At 68.3% G+C, this 17401-nt stretch carries 15 protein-coding genes; 10 read left to right on the top strand and 5 right to left on the bottom strand.

Going from position 1 to position 17401, the window contains the following annotated elements; genetic code table 11:
* Nucleotides 1-124: 124 nt before the first annotated feature.
* Together AX672_RS16755 and AX672_RS16750 are read right to left on the bottom strand one after the other, a co-directional pair.
* The gene (locus AX672_RS16755) at nt 125-2449 is read right to left on the bottom strand and encodes a hypothetical protein (protein WP_168727526.1); all 2325 of its coding nucleotides are present in this window, start codon (nt 2447-2449) and stop codon (nt 125-127) included.
* Nucleotides 2439-3524, bottom strand: coding sequence for a hypothetical protein (locus tag AX672_RS16750; RefSeq protein ID WP_066653452.1), 1086 nt, complete (start codon nt 3522-3524; stop codon nt 2439-2441). Before AX672_RS16750 ends, AX672_RS16755 begins: the two co-directional genes overlap by 11 nt.
* Nucleotides 3525-3632: 108 nt before the next feature.
* Here AX672_RS16750 and cueR point away from each other — a divergent pair, with 108 nt between their 5' ends.
* Nucleotides 3633-4034 carry a Cu(I)-responsive transcriptional regulator gene (gene cueR, locus AX672_RS16745; protein WP_066653552.1) on the top strand — a complete coding sequence of 134 codons (402 nt, stop codon included), beginning with the start codon at nt 3633-3635 and terminating at the stop codon, nt 4032-4034.
* Here cueR and AX672_RS19285 read toward each other — a convergent pair.
* Complete coding sequence (locus AX672_RS19285; protein WP_066653449.1) at nt 3997-4548, bottom strand: DUF2306 domain-containing protein; 552 nt, start codon at nt 4546-4548, stop codon at nt 3997-3999. The genes cueR and AX672_RS19285 overlap by 38 nt on opposite strands.
* Nucleotides 4549-4836: 288 nt before the next feature.
* Between AX672_RS19285 and AX672_RS18960 the strand changes: the two genes are divergently transcribed.
* Both AX672_RS18960 and AX672_RS16730 read left to right on the top strand, forming a co-directional pair.
* A complete protein-coding gene (locus AX672_RS18960; RefSeq protein WP_066653446.1) occupies nt 4837-5457 on the top strand; it encodes a hypothetical protein in 621 nt (206 codons plus the stop codon).
* Nucleotides 5458-5467: 10 nt separating this feature from the next.
* On the top strand, nt 5468-6370 hold the full coding sequence (locus AX672_RS16730) for a 3'-5' exonuclease (protein WP_066653437.1): 903 nt from the start codon (nt 5468-5470) through the stop codon (nt 6368-6370).
* A 13-nt stretch (nt 6371-6383) separates the two neighbouring features.
* Here AX672_RS16730 and AX672_RS16725 read toward each other — a convergent pair whose 3' ends face one another.
* Together AX672_RS16725 and AX672_RS16720 are read right to left on the bottom strand one after the other, a co-directional pair.
* Nucleotides 6384-7226, bottom strand: coding sequence for a hypothetical protein (locus AX672_RS16725; protein WP_066653435.1), 843 nt, complete (start codon nt 7224-7226; stop codon nt 6384-6386).
* A 49-nt stretch (nt 7227-7275) separates the two neighbouring features.
* Nucleotides 7276-8340: a hypothetical protein gene (locus AX672_RS16720; RefSeq protein ID WP_066653430.1), complete on the bottom strand. Its 1065-nt coding sequence runs from the start codon at nt 8338-8340 to the stop codon at nt 7276-7278.
* A gap of 204 nt (nt 8341-8544) precedes the next feature.
* On the opposite strand from AX672_RS16720, the gene AX672_RS16715 reads away from it, so the two are divergent.
* The 7 genes from AX672_RS16715 to AX672_RS16685 all read left to right on the top strand — a co-directional run bounded on the left by AX672_RS16715 (nt 8545) and on the right by AX672_RS16685 (nt 17325).
* On the top strand, nt 8545-8943 hold the full coding sequence (locus tag AX672_RS16715) for a hypothetical protein (RefSeq protein ID WP_168727525.1): 399 nt from the start codon (nt 8545-8547) through the stop codon (nt 8941-8943).
* A complete protein-coding gene (locus AX672_RS16710) occupies nt 8934-9692 on the top strand; it encodes a hypothetical protein (protein ID WP_066653420.1) in 759 nt (252 codons plus the stop codon). The genes AX672_RS16715 and AX672_RS16710 overlap by 10 nt, the downstream gene beginning before the upstream one ends.
* Nucleotides 9682-10422: a hypothetical protein gene (locus AX672_RS18955; RefSeq protein WP_202189362.1), complete on the top strand. Its 741-nt coding sequence runs from the start codon at nt 9682-9684 to the stop codon at nt 10420-10422. Before AX672_RS16710 ends, AX672_RS18955 begins: the two co-directional genes overlap by 11 nt.
* Complete coding sequence (locus AX672_RS16700) at nt 10422-12632, top strand: DDE-type integrase/transposase/recombinase (RefSeq protein WP_066653413.1); 2211 nt, start codon at nt 10422-10424, stop codon at nt 12630-12632. The genes AX672_RS18955 and AX672_RS16700 overlap by 1 nt, the downstream gene beginning before the upstream one ends.
* Nucleotides 12629-13717, top strand: a complete 1089-nt coding sequence (locus AX672_RS16695; protein WP_066653410.1) for an ATP-binding protein — start codon at nt 12629-12631, stop codon at nt 13715-13717. The genes AX672_RS16700 and AX672_RS16695 overlap by 4 nt, the downstream gene beginning before the upstream one ends.
* A 132-nt stretch (nt 13718-13849) precedes the next feature.
* Nucleotides 13850-15481 (top strand): TniQ family protein, encoded by a 1632-nt coding sequence (locus AX672_RS16690; RefSeq protein ID WP_066653407.1) that lies wholly within the window; start codon nt 13850-13852, stop codon nt 15479-15481.
* Entirely contained in the window at nt 15481-17325 is a 1845-nt protein-coding gene (locus tag AX672_RS16685; RefSeq protein WP_066653405.1) for a TniQ family protein, read from the top strand. The genes AX672_RS16690 and AX672_RS16685 overlap by 1 nt, the downstream gene beginning before the upstream one ends.
* Nucleotides 17326-17401: the final 76 nt, after the last annotated feature.

Below are 17401 nucleotides of genomic sequence, written 5' to 3'. Positions count from 1 at the left end.
TCCTCCTGTTGCCGTTGGCAACCATTGCAATCCCACTTCCCCGGAAACGGCCCGCGACCGGTCGGTCGGACGTGCCGCGTCTTGCGCCCCATGGATGGACGTGACGTGGCGGGCGGCAGTCACGTCATTCCCCATCCGGCGCGGCCGTGCCGCCTTCGCGACCGATCGCGCCGAGGCGGAGTTCGAGCACCGGGCCGTCGTCCCATTCCAGCACCTGGCGGAAGCCGACGACGAGGCTGCCGACGGTCGCCTCGGTGCCGTCGTCGAGTTCGTAGGCGAGGCTGACACGGCCGCCGGCGACGGGCGCGTAGCCGATCCGCCGCAGGTGCCCCGCCGAGGTCAGCCAGGCGGTGCCTCGCGGGATGTCCGCCGCGAAGACCTCGACTCCCTCGATCGTCACGACGTGGCGCCCGCGCTCGCGAGGCGTCCGATGGTATGAGACGGCGAAGCCGGCGAGGGGGTCGTCGCGTCCGAACGGCAGCCGTCCGAGCCGGTCGATCGAATCCTGGTGCGCCACGATGAGGATCGGCCTGTCGCCGACGCGGCGCACCAGATCCGGCATCGCGCGCCAGAACGACGGATCGTCGAGTTCGCCGTCCGCGTCGACCGATTCCCTCGGCATCCGCGCAAACGCGGCGAACGCGTATCCACCCGCCGCTTCGCGGGCGTGCTTGGCGATGAATTCGGTCCAGTTCGCGCTCGCCTGCTCCATCTCCGGTCGGACCAGCTTGCCCTTCCCGATCCCGTTGAACAGCGTCCGCCGCTCGTCGCCCTGGCCCTGATCGGCGAGGAACACACCCACCTCGTCGAAAACCGGCACCATCGCCGGCTCGGCGAGCACGTCGGCCTCGATGGCGGCCCGCAGCTCCTCCATCGCGGGCGCGTCGATCTCCTTTGCCAGTAGCCGTTCGCGGCGGCGGCGCGCGATCGTCGCGGTGGCGTCGTCCATCACGCGGACGAGGTTCGCGATGGCGGTCACGGGGTCGGCGTCCGGCGCCAGCGCCTGGATAGCGCGCGGCAGGCCTGGCGGCTGGGTGGCGAGCATGTGCCGGTAGCGGTCGAACTCCATCAGCACGTCGCGCAACGACCGGTCGCCGAGCGGCGGCAGCGCCTCGTCCGCCGCGATCGCGTCCAGGTCGTCGGCGACGCCGCCGGACCCCTCGCTGGGCGCGAGCGCGGCGATCAGGGCCATGTCGCCCATGACCAGCTGCTCGCGGTCGTGCATCGTGGTCGGCGTGTAGACGCGACCGGGGACGACGGCGTCCTCGCGCATGTTGTCCATGCTGGAGACCAGCCTGTCGAGCCAGTGCCCGTGGGTCCCGTCCTGATAGCGCTCGCCGACGAGCTGTAGCCTGATCAGGCCCTCCACGACCGTCTTGAAGTCGAGGCCGCCCGCGTTCGGCTCCGTCGGGTCCGAGCCCATGCCGCTGACCAGTTCGCGCGCCGTGACGGCGGCAAGATCGCCGACGGCGCCGCCGCCGATCGACCAGACCAGCATCATCGCCGCGGTGACGAGCAGTACATCCTGCCGCGCCCCGTCGACGATCTCGGCGAAGATGCCGCCGGGCGCAGGTTGCGGCAGGAACGGATGGTCCATCCTCGCCGATCGGCTGGCCGCCGCGGCCCAGCCGCCTTCGAGCAGTTCGGGCATCAGCAGCCAGGGGAAGCGGTCGAGCCCGTCGCGCTGCACGTCGAGCAGCGCCGAACCCGGCCAGCGGACCAGTGCCTCGCGGAACAGGCGCGCGCCGGTCTTGTCCCCGTTCCACACGGCGACCGCCAGGCAATACGCTGTGTTGCCGAGGTGCTGGCGCAGGAAGGGCCACGCCGAGACGTAGCGCGCCCATACTTCCTCGGCGGTCGTGCCGGCCTCGACCTGCCATCCATAGACCGGCGACGCGGTGTTGAGGTTCGCCTCCCATCCGCCGACCATGCTAGGCAAGACCTTGGCGAGGGCGCGGGCGTCCGAACCGCTCAGTCCGACGTGTTCGCCAGCGGCGTTGGCGTCGCCCTCGATGATCGACCGGCGGGTCACCCAGGCCTCGATCGCGTGCATCAGTATGGGCTGGAGATCCAGGATGCCCTCGACGACCGTCTTGGACAGCCGGATGCCGGGTTCGGCGTCGAGCAGGCGATATGGGACGTAGGCGAGCGCGTCGAGGAAGCGCTGTTCGTCCGGGATGCGCTCGGCAGCGCGGTCGAACAGCCGGCGGTATTGGCGGATCCAGTCTCTGTGGGGGGCGTGCCAGGCCGCGCCGCTCACCTCGGCGTAGCTGAAGGGTCGTCCCTCCTCGGTTTCGGTCGCATGCAGGCCGAGCAGGAAGCGGTGATAGCGGACGAGTTCGTCGAGCGCGCCCTCGAACGCGACTGGTGCGCGGCGGTCGATCTGGGCGATGGCGCGGTCGGCCAGCTCCTCCATGATCTGCTCGGGTGTCGGCAGGTCATCCCTCATCGCGGCGCTCCTCGAAGCGGAACGCGCGGCGCAGCGCCCACCGCTCGAACGCGGTGAGCGGCACGCCGCCGTTGCGCCGGCACCATGCGACCCTGCCCCGCATGGAGCGGTCGAGCGCCGGCGTGAACCAGATCCGCGGCCCGGAGCGCGCGGCGCCCCCCGTCGGTGCAGGTTCAGCCGAGCAACGCTTCGCCCATCTGGCCAGCACCCACCGCACGACGCCCATGTGCACGTCGACGAGCACGGTGCTGGGCGCGAACTCGCGCTCGATCTCTATCTCGCCGCCGGTCCCGAACGAATACCCGAAGAAGGCGCCCGGCATGCCCGGGTCGGCGCGACCGCCGGCCGCGCCATAGACCTGCTGGCGAAGGCGGTCGGTGAGTTGCCGCGGCACGACCACGTTGGCGGTGTATCGCTCCCGCAGGCGTTCCCGCGCCGAACGCTGCACGAAGCGGAACGTCACCGACACGAAGTGCGCGACGGCCCACAGGTTGACGACGAACCAGGCGGTGTGCGCCGCGACCAGCGCGAGCTTGAAGATCGGCGAGCCCGATCCGCCCCCCAGTCGGTGTAGGGCTGTCTGCAGCGGCCATAGGAACTGGACGGACAGGACCGCGGCGAGCGCGATGCCGCTCGCCGTGATCCCGAAGAACATCGATTCGTGGTAATACACCTTCACGTCGGTGGTCGCGTCGTCGCGCTGTGCGATCAGCGTGACAAGCGCCAACGCCAGCGAGATGATGCCGAGCAGGCCAATCTGCGCTCCGAGCAGATAGCTCGGCACGGTCTTGACGATGTCGACGATCTGGGCCGCCCGCGCCGTCGACACCACAGCGGCATCGGGAGCAACGATCTGGGACCATGCCTCGACGTTGAGCACGGCGAGGTCGACGATCAGGTAGCGGGCCAGGAAAAGGCTGAACGGCGCGCCCATGAGGCTGCGCAGCAGGCGGTGGCCGGCGGGATAGCGCGCGCGGCGCGCGACCGGGTTGCCCGCGAGCTGCCGCCGGACCTCGTGCGCCACGAACCTGTTCACGCTGTCGGTCGGGCCGCCCGGGCCCCAGCCGATCCCCATCCTACGCCACGCCCCCAATCCGCCCCGGTGGCGTCATCGCGGGTGATGCCGTGCCATTCGGGTTTTTCAGCTTCTCGTTGGAACGGCGCCATCATACAAGTGGAGGTGATGAACATCGGCCAGGCATCGAAGGCGAGCGGCGTCTCGCAGCGGATGATCCGTCACTACGAGAAGCTGTCCCTGATCCCGGCCCCGCCGCGTCGCGACAGCGGCTATCGCGACTATTCGGACGCCGACGTCCATCGGCTACGCTTCATCGCCAACGCGCGCGACCTGGGCTTCCCGATAACCGAGATCGCCGACCTGCTGTCGCTGTGGCACGACCGCGGCCGGGCGAGCGCGGACGTCAAGGCGCTGGCGCTCGCCCGCGCGGCCGATCTCGGCCGCAAGGCGGTCGCCCTCGAGCGCATGCGCGCGGCGCTCGTCGATCTCGCTGGCAAATGTCACGGCGATGATCGGCCCGATTGTCCGATCATCGATACGTTGTCGGGGCACGTCTCTCCCAATTGAGATGCCACCTGCTGCCGTTGTGGCCCACGACTATCGGGTGCCGAAATGACGCCCAGATGATCAACGGAATCCCGAGGGCCCCAGGCAGAAGCCAATAGGCAAGGCTCGGAAGTTCCTTCCACAAGGGCAAGACCTTTCCGTTGTCCACGTAAAACGCGGTAAGCATGAGAACGTATGAAGCGCCCATCGACACTAGGTGGAGGCGGGGCTTTCGTCGCAGACGTCGGCCCGTGTAGGCGCATGTGAGGGCCAGCACGCCTAGGATGAAAAGCGGATAGTCCTCGGACCACCGCATGGTCGACAATGCTGCCATCGTGACACCCACGCCGGCGAGAAGCCAGAAATAGGCTTTGCCGAAGGTTGAGTGCCGCCCGCGACCTTTTTGGCTGAGCATTGCCATAAGGCCGGACAACACTACCGCGATCCCGAATAGGATGTGGATTACCACGAGCGTAACGAAAATCGGGCTGCTCGACGGGATCGGTAAGCCGAGGATTGTCGTGCCGCTCGCCATGCTTCACTTTATCACGAACAAGGCCGGGTGGTTAGGTCAGCTTGATTGGAGGTGATCGTTACGATTTGCGGTTAGCTCCGTGGTGATCCGGTATGGGGCGGCGGTGCTGAATCTTTCCAGCCCGACACGCCGACAGGTCCACGCACTTCCTGTGCTCGACCCCGTGTTCTTTGTTCGTTCTTGACAGAACCCTAACATCATGTCAGGGTTTAACTTGCACGGGCGATTTCGTGCATCGGCGCTTCTGCGTGCCGGACGACCGAAGGGAACTGACGAAAGGGACGACCGATGCAAGAGAATGTCATCGCGGAGGCGCAGGGCCTGCCGCAGCTCATGGATATGCTGACCAACGTGGTCGTGACGCTGGACGCCGTCGGGGCGGATTCATACTCCGACGTGTTCCTCTACGTCGCGGGGTGCCGCGATGGGCGGCCGATGGGCGAGCTCTCGCTCGAGCGCGGCGACATGTGGATCTCGACGCACGCGGACCACCGTCCGACGCCGGGCTACGTGCGGGCCAACGACGTGGCCGATCGGCGGGCGCTGCTGCTCGCGGACCTCGTCTACCTCATGTGGCACTGGCGCTGGGACAGCGCCGAGGCCGCGCGGGTCCTCGGTGTCGGCGAGCAGATCCTCGACCATTGGATCGGCCAGGCGATCGAGGACGGCGGCGACGGCATCCCGCCCATCGTGGCGCAGCGCGCGCGTCGTCTGATCGTCGTTGAGCAGCTGCGCCTGATCGCCGGGGTGGAGGATGCCGCGACGGCCGCCTGGGTGCGTGACGCACGGGCGGCCTTCGGCGGCCGCTCGATCCGCGACCTGCTCGTCGATGACGGCGAGGTCGGGTTCCGCCGCGTTCTGCTGCTGCTCCTCAACCAGGTCGCCGCGACCAGCCACACGGTTCACTGAGGGTCGCGTCGTGGACAGGCCGAACGAGGTGGAGGTCGAGCGGGCGCGGCGGTTGCTGCTGGCCGATGGCCGGTTCAGGGTGCTCGAGCGTGTAGCGCTGCCCACCCGGCGGGTGTCGCTCGGCCCGACGGCGGGATCGTGGATCGGCGTCTGCCTCGACACCGAGACGACGGGCCTCGACCCGGCGAACGACGCCATCATCGAACTGGCGCTGCGGCGTTTCAGGTTCACATCGACCGGGGAGATCGTCGCGCTGGACGCGCCGTTCTCTTGGCTGGAGGATCCGGGCCGGCCGCTGGATCCGGCCGTGTCGCGGCTTACCCGCCTTTCGGACGCCGACCTCGCCGGCCGGACGATCGATGACGGTGCCGCCGTCGAGCTGATGCTGTCCGCCGCGCTGGTCGTGGCGCACCATAGCCGGTTCGACCGCCCGTTCGTCGAGAAGCGCCTGCCGGCCGTCGCCGGCTTGCGCTGGTCCTGCAGCATGGAGGAGGTCGGCTGGGCCGAGGCGGGTTATGAAGGCCGCGCGCTGCGCTGGCTGCTCGATCAGGCGGGCTTCTTCTACGAAGCCCACCGGGCGGGTGACGATGTCGATGCGCTGATCGAGCTGCTCCGCCACCGGTTCAGCGACGAGTCGACGGTGCTGTCCCAGGTCATCGCCGGTGCCCGGCGGACCGGCTGGCTCGTCCGGGCGAGCGGCGCGCACTACGACCGCAAGGATGTTCTTCGCCGCCGCGGATATTTCTGGAACGGCGCGTCCGGCGAGTGGATGCGCGAGGTCGCTGACGAACTGCTCGACGACGAGCGCGAGTGGTTGCGGCTGGAGGTGTATTCGCCCGGGCATCAGCCGCGGGCGTCGGGACCGACCGTCGACAGGATCGACGCCGGCAGCAGATACCGCCGCCTTCAGTGACGCGGCACCGGGTTCAGCGCCACGGCGATGCGACGAGGTCGGACCGGTCGTGCCCGGGAAGGATTGCCGAGAACCTGCTCGGCAGGCGAGCCAGCGAGCGTTCGGGCACATCGATGATCGCCCGCGTGTAGCTCGGCCCGGTCCAGGCCTTCAGCACCTCGTATCGACGTTGAGCCAGCAGCGGATGCCCGACCAGAGCCGACACCGGCCTTCCGCTCAGGCCCACGGCGATGGTCGCGGGAATCCGGCGGCCGCGCGCGACGATTTCATGCCGGGTCGAAAGGAACGTGTCGTCGCCACCCTCACGGTAGACGACACCGCCGCCCAGGTCGATCGTCGCGCGCAGCAGGTCGCCGACGGGTGGGCGCTCTACGCGGAGCGACGCGATCCACTTGGGGGTGCCGGTCGCCGGATCCCTAAGGTAAATGTCGATCGGCAGCGCGTTGCTGTGGATGGGCGCCCACCGCACGCGGTCGAGCATGTCCTCCGCAGGCATTCTAGCCATCGCCAGCGCATCGCGAAGGACCCGCGAGCAGCGCCAGGCCCACGCCGGTGGGTCCCATGGCAAGCTGCCGTCGATCGTTATCAGGCTTTCGCGGATCTCGGCACCGCGACATGCCCGCAGGATATCGGCAAAATCCTGCAGCCGCCTGGCGCGGCGCTTGGGCCCGAAGGCGTCCGGGACGATGACCCGGCGCTGGTCGACCTGGAGGAGATATCCCAGAGGGTGGCCGCATCCGACCGTCGACGGTGGCAGCCTGGTGAGGCCGGCGCCCGCGATCGCTGCCGCCACCTCGTCGTGCCTGTGCGCCGGCAGCAGGTCGAGCAGCCATTGGATTTCGGGATGTTGCGGCATCCGCCGACGATAGGCGGGCGTCGCGGTATATTCGGTTAATGGGAGGCGCTCAGTTCCGGTCCTCGTCGAGGTCGAATAGCAGCGGCCGACCGCCGCTCTCGCCGAGCCGTTCGACGAGGACGGTCGCGAGGTTGGTGACGACGACGGACCTCGCCTGTTTCAGCGAGAGGACCGGATGCGTCGCCGGATCGAAGCCGGCCGTAGCACCGTCTTCCTCGTGACCCGCACGGGCGAGCAGGCGCAGCCGGCCGAGACGCGGCCCGATCAATCGGGCGGTCGGGGCGCCGAACGGAAGTTCGGGCGAGCGGCGTCCCGACATCACGATGCCGGACGACTGGAACCGCTTGATCAACCTCGTCCAGTCCGCCGCATAGGTGGATCCGAAGACGATCCGCGGCCGCACCGCGGCGCCACCCAGCTTCGCTGACCGGAGCGTCGCGTCAACGATGGCGGCGACGACCATGTCGGCACTTGGCGGCGCAAGGGCGACGGCGTGGCCGATCGGCGCGCCCGTGAACAGGTCGATCGCCAGCGTGAGGGTCGGCCGCCTGGGGGATGGTCGGTCCTCGGCGAAGATGTCGACCAGGCAATGGTCGAAGACGATGACCTCGCCGAAGCGGCGCGCCACCTCGTTCGCCTCGCGTCGGATCACCTCGCCGTTCTCGGTCTCCTCCCGGGCGATGGCCTGCAGCACGAACCGGCGCAGCGTCTCTCGCGCCGGCGGCTTGGTCTGATCGCCCCAGCCGCGCGCGACGGCGTCGACGATGACGTTCGGGGTGCGTTCGCGGGTCGAGCCGAGGGCACTGCCGATCCTGGCCTCGATCTCTGCGACGCGCTCGGCCTTCACCGACGGCCGCTTCGGCACGACCGGTTCGCTGTATGGCGCCAGTGGGACGGGCGATCCCGTCCGCTCCCACAGCTTGCATAGACCGTAGAAGCGCGACCGGCCGATCCCGAGTTCGGCGGCGAAACGATCGGCCTGTTCCGCCGAACGCCTTTCCAGCGCTAGGTAGCGCTTGATCACCTCCATGCGTGTCAGCGCCACCGCGCGCTTCTCGAGCGTCAGCTCGAGCCAGCGCGGGTCATCCCGCCAGTCCTCGCCATCGACCGTCATGAACGCCCCTGCATCATCGCGCGCGACGATAGGCGATCGTTCCTGTGGCAGCAAGAAGCGCGTCAGCGCGTGCTGCCACGAAGGAACGTGATCGGAATGGGATTGACAGGGCATAGCTTTTCCTCTCTTATTACTATCACGTTCAAGCAGGATGAGTCATCTGATATGAGTGGAATGGAATGTGAGGTTGCGACAGTGCGACTGATGACGAGAATGGTTCCGACGATGCGGCCTTCCGCAAAGGGCGTGGTGGAGCGCCACCACCGCGCGATGGTGTTCGAGCAGGCTCGCAGGGCGATGTCGGCGACGGCGTCGGAGCCGGGGTCGGGCGTTCTCGGCCCGCTCGCCATCCACGCCACGCTTCGCCCCGTCGGCTCGTTCGCCACCGAAGCCGCGCTGGCGCTGCTGGGGGAATCGGCGGCCCCGGTGCCGTTCGACGCCGTCGTCGCGGCTCTCGGCTCGCGCGTCGCGGCGCGCTACGCGGTGCTCGAACTCGTCGGGCGCGGGGCAGTCCGCGTCCTGACGCCCGGCTATCTTTCCGGCGCGACGCTGGTGGAGGCCTGCCAGCATTCCGCACCGGCGGGAGGTGGCGGATGGCACTGAGGTTCGACGGATGGACGTTCGCGGGCGGACGTCTCAGCGAAAGGGTCGAGCGGGTGCTCGCCCACGCGATCGGCACCGAGTTCCTCCCTTCGATGCCGCCCTGCGCCAAGCGGGCGCACGACCGAGCGCTCAGGGAGCTCCGCGATGCAGGGCTGCCCTACGTGTCCTGCGAGGCGGTGCGGCGGCGGATGGCGGTGATCCAGCGCTGGTTCGATCTGCGCCGGGAGATGAAGCTGGCGTTCAATCGCCAGATCCCGCTCGACCTGATCGTTGTCGACGCGAACGGCGCGCCGATCGGTAGGCCGCTGATTACGCTCTCGGGAACGGTTCGGGTTGAAGGGGATCGGGGTTGGCTCGATGCGCGGGCCGAGGTCAGCTTCCCGAGCGCCGCGTCCAGGACGCCGATGGGCGTGTGGCGCGCCACGGAGTGGAGGGACGGTCCTCCCCATTTGAAGGACAGGGCGGCGGAGTGGGGCGTCGGTGACGCTCGTGGCGGATCGGGACGCGCCACCTTCCCCCGGCGCGCCCGGCTCGCGCGGGTGGTGGACGACGCGAAGTCCGTTCTGGGCATCTTCCACAGGCGCGGCCACGCCCTGTCGTTCGGATTCCTGGTGTCCGAGCTCGGCTCGCGCTGCGGGGTAGAGGCCGCCGTCCGCCACCTCATCCGGGAAGGCAAGCTCTGGTCGCCCGAGGAACACGAGTTCGGCGACGACAGCATGATCCACTTGGCATCCGACGATGCCTACTGACGGCGCGTTGGTCGCGAGGCCGGACGGACCGCAGGAACCGATGCCGGTCCCCGCGCTGCGGAACCGGCATGGTGCGGGTGCCGGCTTCCTGCTGCCGGACCTCGCATCCGATCTCGTCCGTGATCCGTCGCGCCGCACCAGCTCGCAGTCCTGCACCGGCGAGTTCATGTCGTTGACGACCTCGAAGCGGCTGGTGTTCGAGAGCGCCGGCGAGCGCGACCTGCTGGTCATGCTGGACGTCGACTACCGCACGGTCGAACTGGTTTCGCAGCCCGAGCGGTTCCGCGTCCACAACGGTTCGCGGTGGACGACCTACGTGCCCGACGTGTTCGCGGCATCGGTTCATGGAGAGCGCTGCTTCTTCCAGGTAAAGCCGGGCGCACGGTTCGGCGCCGACCCCACGCTCAAGGGCCGGCTCGAGTCAATCGAGGCCGAGAGTGCCGCCCGCAACGCCATCCACCGCCTCTGCCCGCGCGAGGCGCTGCGCGTGGGCACGCGGCTGTCCAACGCCAGATGGATCCATGCCGCGGCGACCGCGATCGACCCCTTCGAGGCGCGCAGGGTCTACGCCATCCTGCGCAGCTTCACGTCGCCTTGCCCCATAGGCGACCTGCGCGCCGCAGGCCTCGACGTGCGGCTCCGCAACTGCCTGCTCGGCCTCGTCGGGCACCGCGAGGTCGCGATCGCGCTCGGCGCGGCCATCGACGACGAACTGGAAGTCTATTGGTGATGGAACACGCTCCCTCCAACAGACTGGCGATCGGCGTCGGTGACACCCTCCAGATCGGTGAGCCCTCCGGCAATCTCCTGAAGGTCGTCCGCCGGACGCGCGGGGGTTGGGTCGTCCAGCCGCACGGTTCGGACACGACGGAGTTCGTGGCGGATCTCGATCTGGTCGTCGCTTACCACGGCCGGCGCCTGCGGCGTTGGGCATGCGACCTCGAGGGCCTCGACGAGCGCGTCGCCGCCAAGCTCAAGTCGGCGTTCGACGCCTGGCCCCCGCACTGCCAGCGCGAGTGCCTTCGCCGGCTCGCCTTCGTGGAAGCACTCGATGCCGTTCGCAACTGCCACCGCAGCGTCGAGGCCGCGGCGACCGCGGTGGTCCCGGATGTCTGGGAGCGCATGTCGTCCGAATGGCAGGACCGCGAACGCGAGGCCGCCTCGGCCACAGCCGCCAAGGTGCGGCAGCGTGACGGCGCGGAACCCGACGCCGAACCGGCGCGGATGAAGGTCGTGGCGAGGCCGCAGCCATCGACTGTCTCGACCTGGTATTCCGTCTGGATCGACTCCGGGCGCAACGAGCTGGCCCTGATGCCGGACTACGGAAAGCGGGGCTATCGCGATCCCCGCTACCCCGTGGCGAAGTCAGAGGACGAGACGGACACCTACCAGCTCATGGAGGAGGCCGCGAAGGGCGCGTATCTTGATCTCATCAAGCGCTCCAAGCAGGTCGCCTACGAGTTCTACCGAAAGCTCTGCGAGGCGAGCGGCATCCCGGTCGTGGCATCCCGCACTTTCCGACGCTTCCTGAAGAAGCACTACGACGACTACGACCGCTGCGCCGCGCGCGAGGGAAAGAAGGCGGCTTGGCTCAAGTTCGGGATCTTCGTGCTCCGCGACCTGCCCGACCGCCCGCTGGAGGAGGTGGAGGTCGACCATTGCCTCGTCGACCTGGTGATCGTGGACGAGAACGGCCGCCCGATCGGCCGGCCCTGGATCACCGTGTTCCTGGACCGCGCGACCAAGTGCATCGTCGGCATCCACGTCAGCTTCCTGCCTCCAAGCTACATGACGATCCAGCGCGCCCTCGCGCACAGCATGTATGAGAAGGATCTCTCGGCGTTCCCCGGGCTAAAGAACGACTGGCCGTGTTTCGGTCTGGTCGAATGGCTGATCAGCGACCGCGGCAAGGAATTCCTGAGCCGCAGCTTCCGGACCGCCTGCCTGCTGCTGCACGTCTACCCCATCGCCCTGCCCGGCAGGAAGCCGTGGTTGAAAGCCGCGGTCGAGCGCATATTCCGCACCGTCCACGCCCGTGTTTTCGACCTCCAGGAAGGGACGACCAAGGCATGGAACCCGGACACCTACAACTCGGCGAAGCGCGCGAAGGTGTCCCGGCCCGAGTTCGACCGGATGTTGGTCGAGTGGATCGTCGACGACTACCACCAGGCGCCGCACCCGGCGCTCCGCCGCAAATACGGCCGGGAAATGACGCCGCATGAGGCCTGGACTCTGCTCGTGGAGCGCTATGGCGTCCGCTGGGCACCCGACCCCGACAACGCATACCGCATCACCGGCGAGATCTTCGAGCGCAAGATCCTGTCGACCGGAATCCACATCAAGAATCAGATCTACGTCGACGAGCCCCTGCTCGCGCGCCTCCTGCGCCGCACCGGCGCGAAGGACCGCATGTGGACGTTCCGGCGCGACCGGGCCGACCTCGGGCGCATCTGGATCCTCGTCGAGGGCGAGGGATGGCTGGAGATCCGCAACATCGACTTCGCGCTGACGGACGGCGTCTCCGAGCAGCAGTATGCGATCTGGCGGGGCGACGCCATCGATCACATCGGACGCGACGAGGCGCCCTGCGTCGAGGATCTGGCCGAGGCCCGCCTGCGCGTGGAGGCGGCGCGCGCCCAGGCCCTGGAGGGCGGCACCACGCTCGCCACCGCGTTGAAGTGGGCGCGTTACGGGGACATGGGCGACACGTTCACACCCGTGCCGGGCTTCGGATCTTGCGGTCGGCTGCTGGCGGCGTCGGCGCAGGCGCAGGCGTTGCTCCCGGCACCGCCGGCCGACGCAACGCCGGCAGACGACGATGTCGATCCCGCCGACGAGGCCGGCGACACGCCTGCCGTGACGACCCTGGAGGCCGGCGCGTCGCTGCTCGCCGACATCGAATCCGAGGCGATGCGGCTGATCAGGGAGATGCAGTCGTGAACGAATTGACGGGATACGAGCCGGGCGAGGTCGCCGCAGCGACGCTCGCGGCCAGGCTCGAGAACGGCATCATCCCGCATCCGTCTATGAAGACGGCGCAGAAGGCGCTGCGCATGCACCAGCTCCGCAGCTTGCCGCTGGATGGACGTGGGCCGCAGCCCGGACACCTCCTGATGCTGACGGGCGCGCCCGGCGCCGGCAAGACCACGCTGCTGCGGCAGCACAAGCGGCAATTCGACGATGTGCGCGACGAGGACGGCCTTCGCATCACCGCCGTGCTCGCGGAGATGCCGAGCCCCTGCACCAAGAAGGGCGTGGTCGAGGCGATCTTCCGCGCGATGCGCCACGAGGTTCCGCGCGACTGGAACTCGGCGGACATCATCGAGGAGATCGCGAACCTGGTTCAGAAGCACCACACCCTCCTCATCATGCTGGATGAGGCAGACCGCATCTTCGGCGTCGACACGGACGCGGTCGCCAAGTTCCTCGTATCGCTGCTCAACGTCGTGCAGGCGCAATTCGTGCTGGCCGGCGCGCCGCGCATCCTCAACCTCAACACCGGCTACGGGCTCGAACGCCGGACCGAGGAGGACATCGTGCTCGCGCCCTACCGGTGGGACACGTCGGAGGGGCAGCGCAACTTCCGCGCCCTTCTCGAGGTGTTCGACATTCGGCTCGGCCTGGGGGCGCCAGTCGGCTTGAAGGAGTTCGACCTGGCGCGGCGGATCTACGTCGCGACGGGGGGTCACGTCGGAATCGTGTCGAAGCTGCTCGTGGCGACCCTGCGCCGCGCGGCGGAGGGCGGACGGGCGTTCGACCGGACGCTGCTCGGCGAGGTCTGGATGGATCTTCGCCGAAAGGATGTCGAGCAGGAGGCGATCGACTTCGACTGCGATGTCCTGCTCAAACCCGCGAAGCCGCAACCTTCCGTCCCGGCGTCCCAGAACCCGTTCCTGTGCAAGTCGGACAAGGTGAAGGACATCTGGATCGCGCAGATCGAGGCGGCAGCGCGGGCGGCGGCGGACGCCGAGGCCCAGCGCAGGGCTCGGCGCAGGATCGGCCAGCAGTCGGTCGCGAAGGCCTGAACGGTGGACGGACGCTTCCCCCTCACCCTTCGCGGCCGCGAAGGTGAACCGTGTCACGCGGCCGCCACGCGCCTTGGATCGCGGTGGGGTGTCGGGGACGGTTTCCGACTGGCGAGGGATCTCGGTCATCCGATGCCGGAAATGGTCACGGGTGTCGGCGTCCGGCCCTTCGCCGAGAAGGCCGGTCTTGATGCAGATGTCGTCGCTTTCCACTCACCGGTAATTGAAGCCGCTTCGCGCACCGTGCGCTTGCGCGCCCAGGCGTTGAGGCTGGGCGATTGGTCCGTCCGTTCGCGACGTCGCTGCCCGCTCTGCATCGACGAGGACAAGGCGGAAGCGCGCAGGATGGGGATCGAACCGACCTGGTGGGCGACCAGCCTCGCCTGGTGGGACATCCGGTCGGTTGACGTGTGCCACCGCCACGGCGTCCGCATGACCGACGAGTGCGCCGCGTGTGGCCAGCGACAAACATGGCGAGGTGGCCTGCTCCGTTGCGTTTGTGGGGCCGAGCACGGCTCGAACGCCGCGGAGGAAGGCGACCCCGCGGTCGCGTCCTACATTCTATCGCGCCTCTCCTACGTGCCTCCCGTGGCCGTCCCGGCGCTCGACGGAATGGCGCTGGTCGACGCCATCAGGACGATGGAGTTGCTCGGCGCGGCGCGGCTCGATTGGCGGCCCGTCAAACCGCGCCGTCCAGACGCCGACCTGCCCAGCGATCGTATTCACGGGCTCCGGCTGGCCATGGATTGGCCGATGAGCTTCCGCGCGCTGCTGGACGGACTCGTTGTCGCGCGGCCGGTCGACAGGGCCGATGGACTTCTGTCCGCCTACGGATGGCTGTATTCCGATATCTGCGTGGGCGACGCGCCGCGCGCGGCCGCGGAACTTGTCGCCCCCGTCCTGCGCGAGCATGCCGTAGCCAACGGGATCATCGCGCGCGACGAGGAGCGGCTTGGCGCGACAGTTCCGCATACCATGAACGCCACGGCCGTCGCGCGACGAATCGGTCGGTCCTACGCCACCACACGCCGCATGCTGGAGGCTACCGACGGGATCCCGGAAGGTTCCCGTCGCGGCGTGCCGTTCGCGCTGGACTTGGCTTTGGTCGACGATCTGCTCGGGGCGGTGGCCCCGACGGCGGCGCAACAGCGGGCGGCGTTGGGGGTTGGGCGCGGCCAGGCGCGCCGCCTCGTCAACGACCCGATCGTCCTCGGTTCGCTGCCCGGCGGGACCACGGCCGTCGCGGACGCGCTGCTCCACGAGGTTCTAGCTCGAGCGGAGCCGCGGCCCGGACGCGACCTCGTTTCACTCCCGCTCGCCTGCCGCAACATGTCCGTCCCGCTGAATGTCGCTTGCCGCGAGGTGCTGGAAGGGAAGCTGAGGGTGTCGAGGTGCGGAACGGCAGCCGACGGGCTGTCGGCTGTGGCCGTCGTCCAGTCAGACCTGGCTGCGTTGCGCGCCACGAAGGACTCCCTGTGCGTGCAGGATGTCGCGAGGCTGCATGGCATCCATCATGAGGCGGCACGCAGCCTCATCCGCATGGGCGTGTTCGGTGCGCGAGACCCTGATGGTCGAGTGAGTTCGTCATCGGTGTTGGACTTCTTCCGCGACCATGCCACCGCCGCCGACTACGCCCGCGCACGGCAGACCTCGCCGAAGCGCGTTCGCGAGACGTTGGAACTTCTGGGGATCCGCCCAGCATTCGGACCTCCGTCCTGTCGTCAGCTGATCTATCGCCGCGACGACCTTCCCGTCATCCACTGATGTCCAATCGCGGGTTCGTCCGGACCGTCGATCCGTCGCGGGTTGATCTGGCGCCATTGACCGTCCGGTTTCGCCCCGACGAACCGGCAGCGTCCCTGCTGGCCCGCCTCGCTGTGCGGCGGGGGAGCCGAACCGTCACTGGATACCTTGCCACACTGCCCTTCTGCCCGAGCCGGCTGGCCGCCGACGTCCGGACCGGTCGGGCGCTCGACACCCTTGCGCGGATATCCGGTATCACGGTGTCGCTGATCGAGGCATCGACGCCGGTCAGGACGCCGCAGGGGTATTCGTTGAGCGGTGTGTTGCTGGAAGACCGCGGACATCTCGCCCATCCCCGCACGCTCGGCCGCGTGTGTCCGCAGTGCTTGGCCGAGGACCGCGATGAGCTGGACGGTCCGGTCGAGTGCAGACCCCATCGACGCTTCTGGTGGGGTTCCGAGGCGATCAGCGGCTGCCCGCGTCACCGGATTCCCCTCCTTGCGACCTGCCCGCACTGTTCCGCCCCGCTCTCGCTCAAGAACCTGCGTCCGGACGTCTGCCCGTGCGGTGCCCACTTCGCCGACTTGAAGGCGGATGGAGAGGTCACGGGCTATGACGCGCAACTGCTCGCCATGATGCGGGGCATGGAAGGCCCGTCCTGGGCCGATGGGCTAAGTGCCGACCTGGCCGCCGGCCTCGCCCTGCGCACCGGGATCCTTGATGAGCATGGCTCGAAGGTCGGCCTGGTTAGGACTCTTCCGCTCGGCGATCGGATGGAGTTGACGGCGCGGGGCGGCTCGATCCTCGAAAAGGGCCCGGACGCGTTCTCCGGCGCGCTCGATCGGGCGGCTCGCCGCGGGCTCCTAAGGACGCCTGGAGAGGCATATGGCGATCTCTACAAGTGGCTCGACCGCAGAGGCGCTGCGGCGTTGTCGCCTTTCCGGGAGGCCGTCTTCCACCACGCCGGTCGGTCGCTGAAGTGTGGTCATTCGACGCGACTTTTCGGACGCACGATTAGGGAGGTGCCTACTTCCGCCGCCGTCGCTCCGTTCGAAGAGGCGCCTGTGTTGTCGGGACGTGCGGCGCTCGAGCAGGCCATAGCCCGTGCCCGCGCGGTGTTCGGCCCTGGTCGCAAGTCCGATGTGCAACAGATCCTTGGACTGAGCCGCAACCAGTTCCGCGGAGTGATGGAAAGAGGCGGCAATCCAGATCTACTGCCGGGGGCCCGACCGTCGACCCCCAAGACCCACTTCTACGATCTGGAGGGCGTCATCAACCTGTTCGAACGTGCGCTGAGCGCGCCGGTTTTCAAGGTCGTTCCGCCCCACCTGATCCGTGTCGTGGATGCCAACAAGCTGTTTCGACGCTGGGTGACGGTCTATTGCGCGCTGCGCCAGGGCAGGCTGCAGGTCGCTGGCACACTGTCAGGTGAATCGGGCTTGTCGGCCTTGTTGGTGGAGCGCAACGACGTGCTGGCGTCCGTTCCGCCCGGGAGAGCCGCGGATGACGAGCCGTCCGCCACCCCTGCGGAAGCTGCCGAGATGACTGGATTGAACACAGTCACCCTGTCCAAACTGCGCGCGGCGGGACATCTACGCTTCGTCAGGCGCGCGGCGCGCAACGGTCAGATCGCGCACGGACCCGCCCTGGCTTCGCTCGCCGATCTCGAGCGGAATTTCATATCGATCGGCGCCTTGGAGAGAGCGACGGGGATCGCTAGAAATATTCTGCTGTCGGCGCTCGCCGACGCTGGCGTGCGATCAGTCGTGTCGGGATCGAAGGACGTGAGGCCCATGTTTCAGCGCCCCGAAGCGCTCACCGTTTTGAAGACCAGCGTATTTGAGTCCAAGCGCGAACCGAAGTAAGTCGAATTGCGGCCAAGGAGGCTCTAATCATGGCCAAGAGGGGCGGTTTTGTGCAGCTTAATTGGGTCTGCTAAGA

The sequence above is a fragment of the Sphingomonas sp. CCH10-B3 genome (assembly GCF_001556185.1).
In the GTDB taxonomy this organism is placed as follows: Bacteria; Pseudomonadota; Alphaproteobacteria; order Sphingomonadales; family Sphingomonadaceae; genus Sphingomonas; species Sphingomonas aquatica.
Note: the sequence above shows the minus strand (reverse complement) of the source record. Positions and strands in the feature narration are given on the sequence as shown.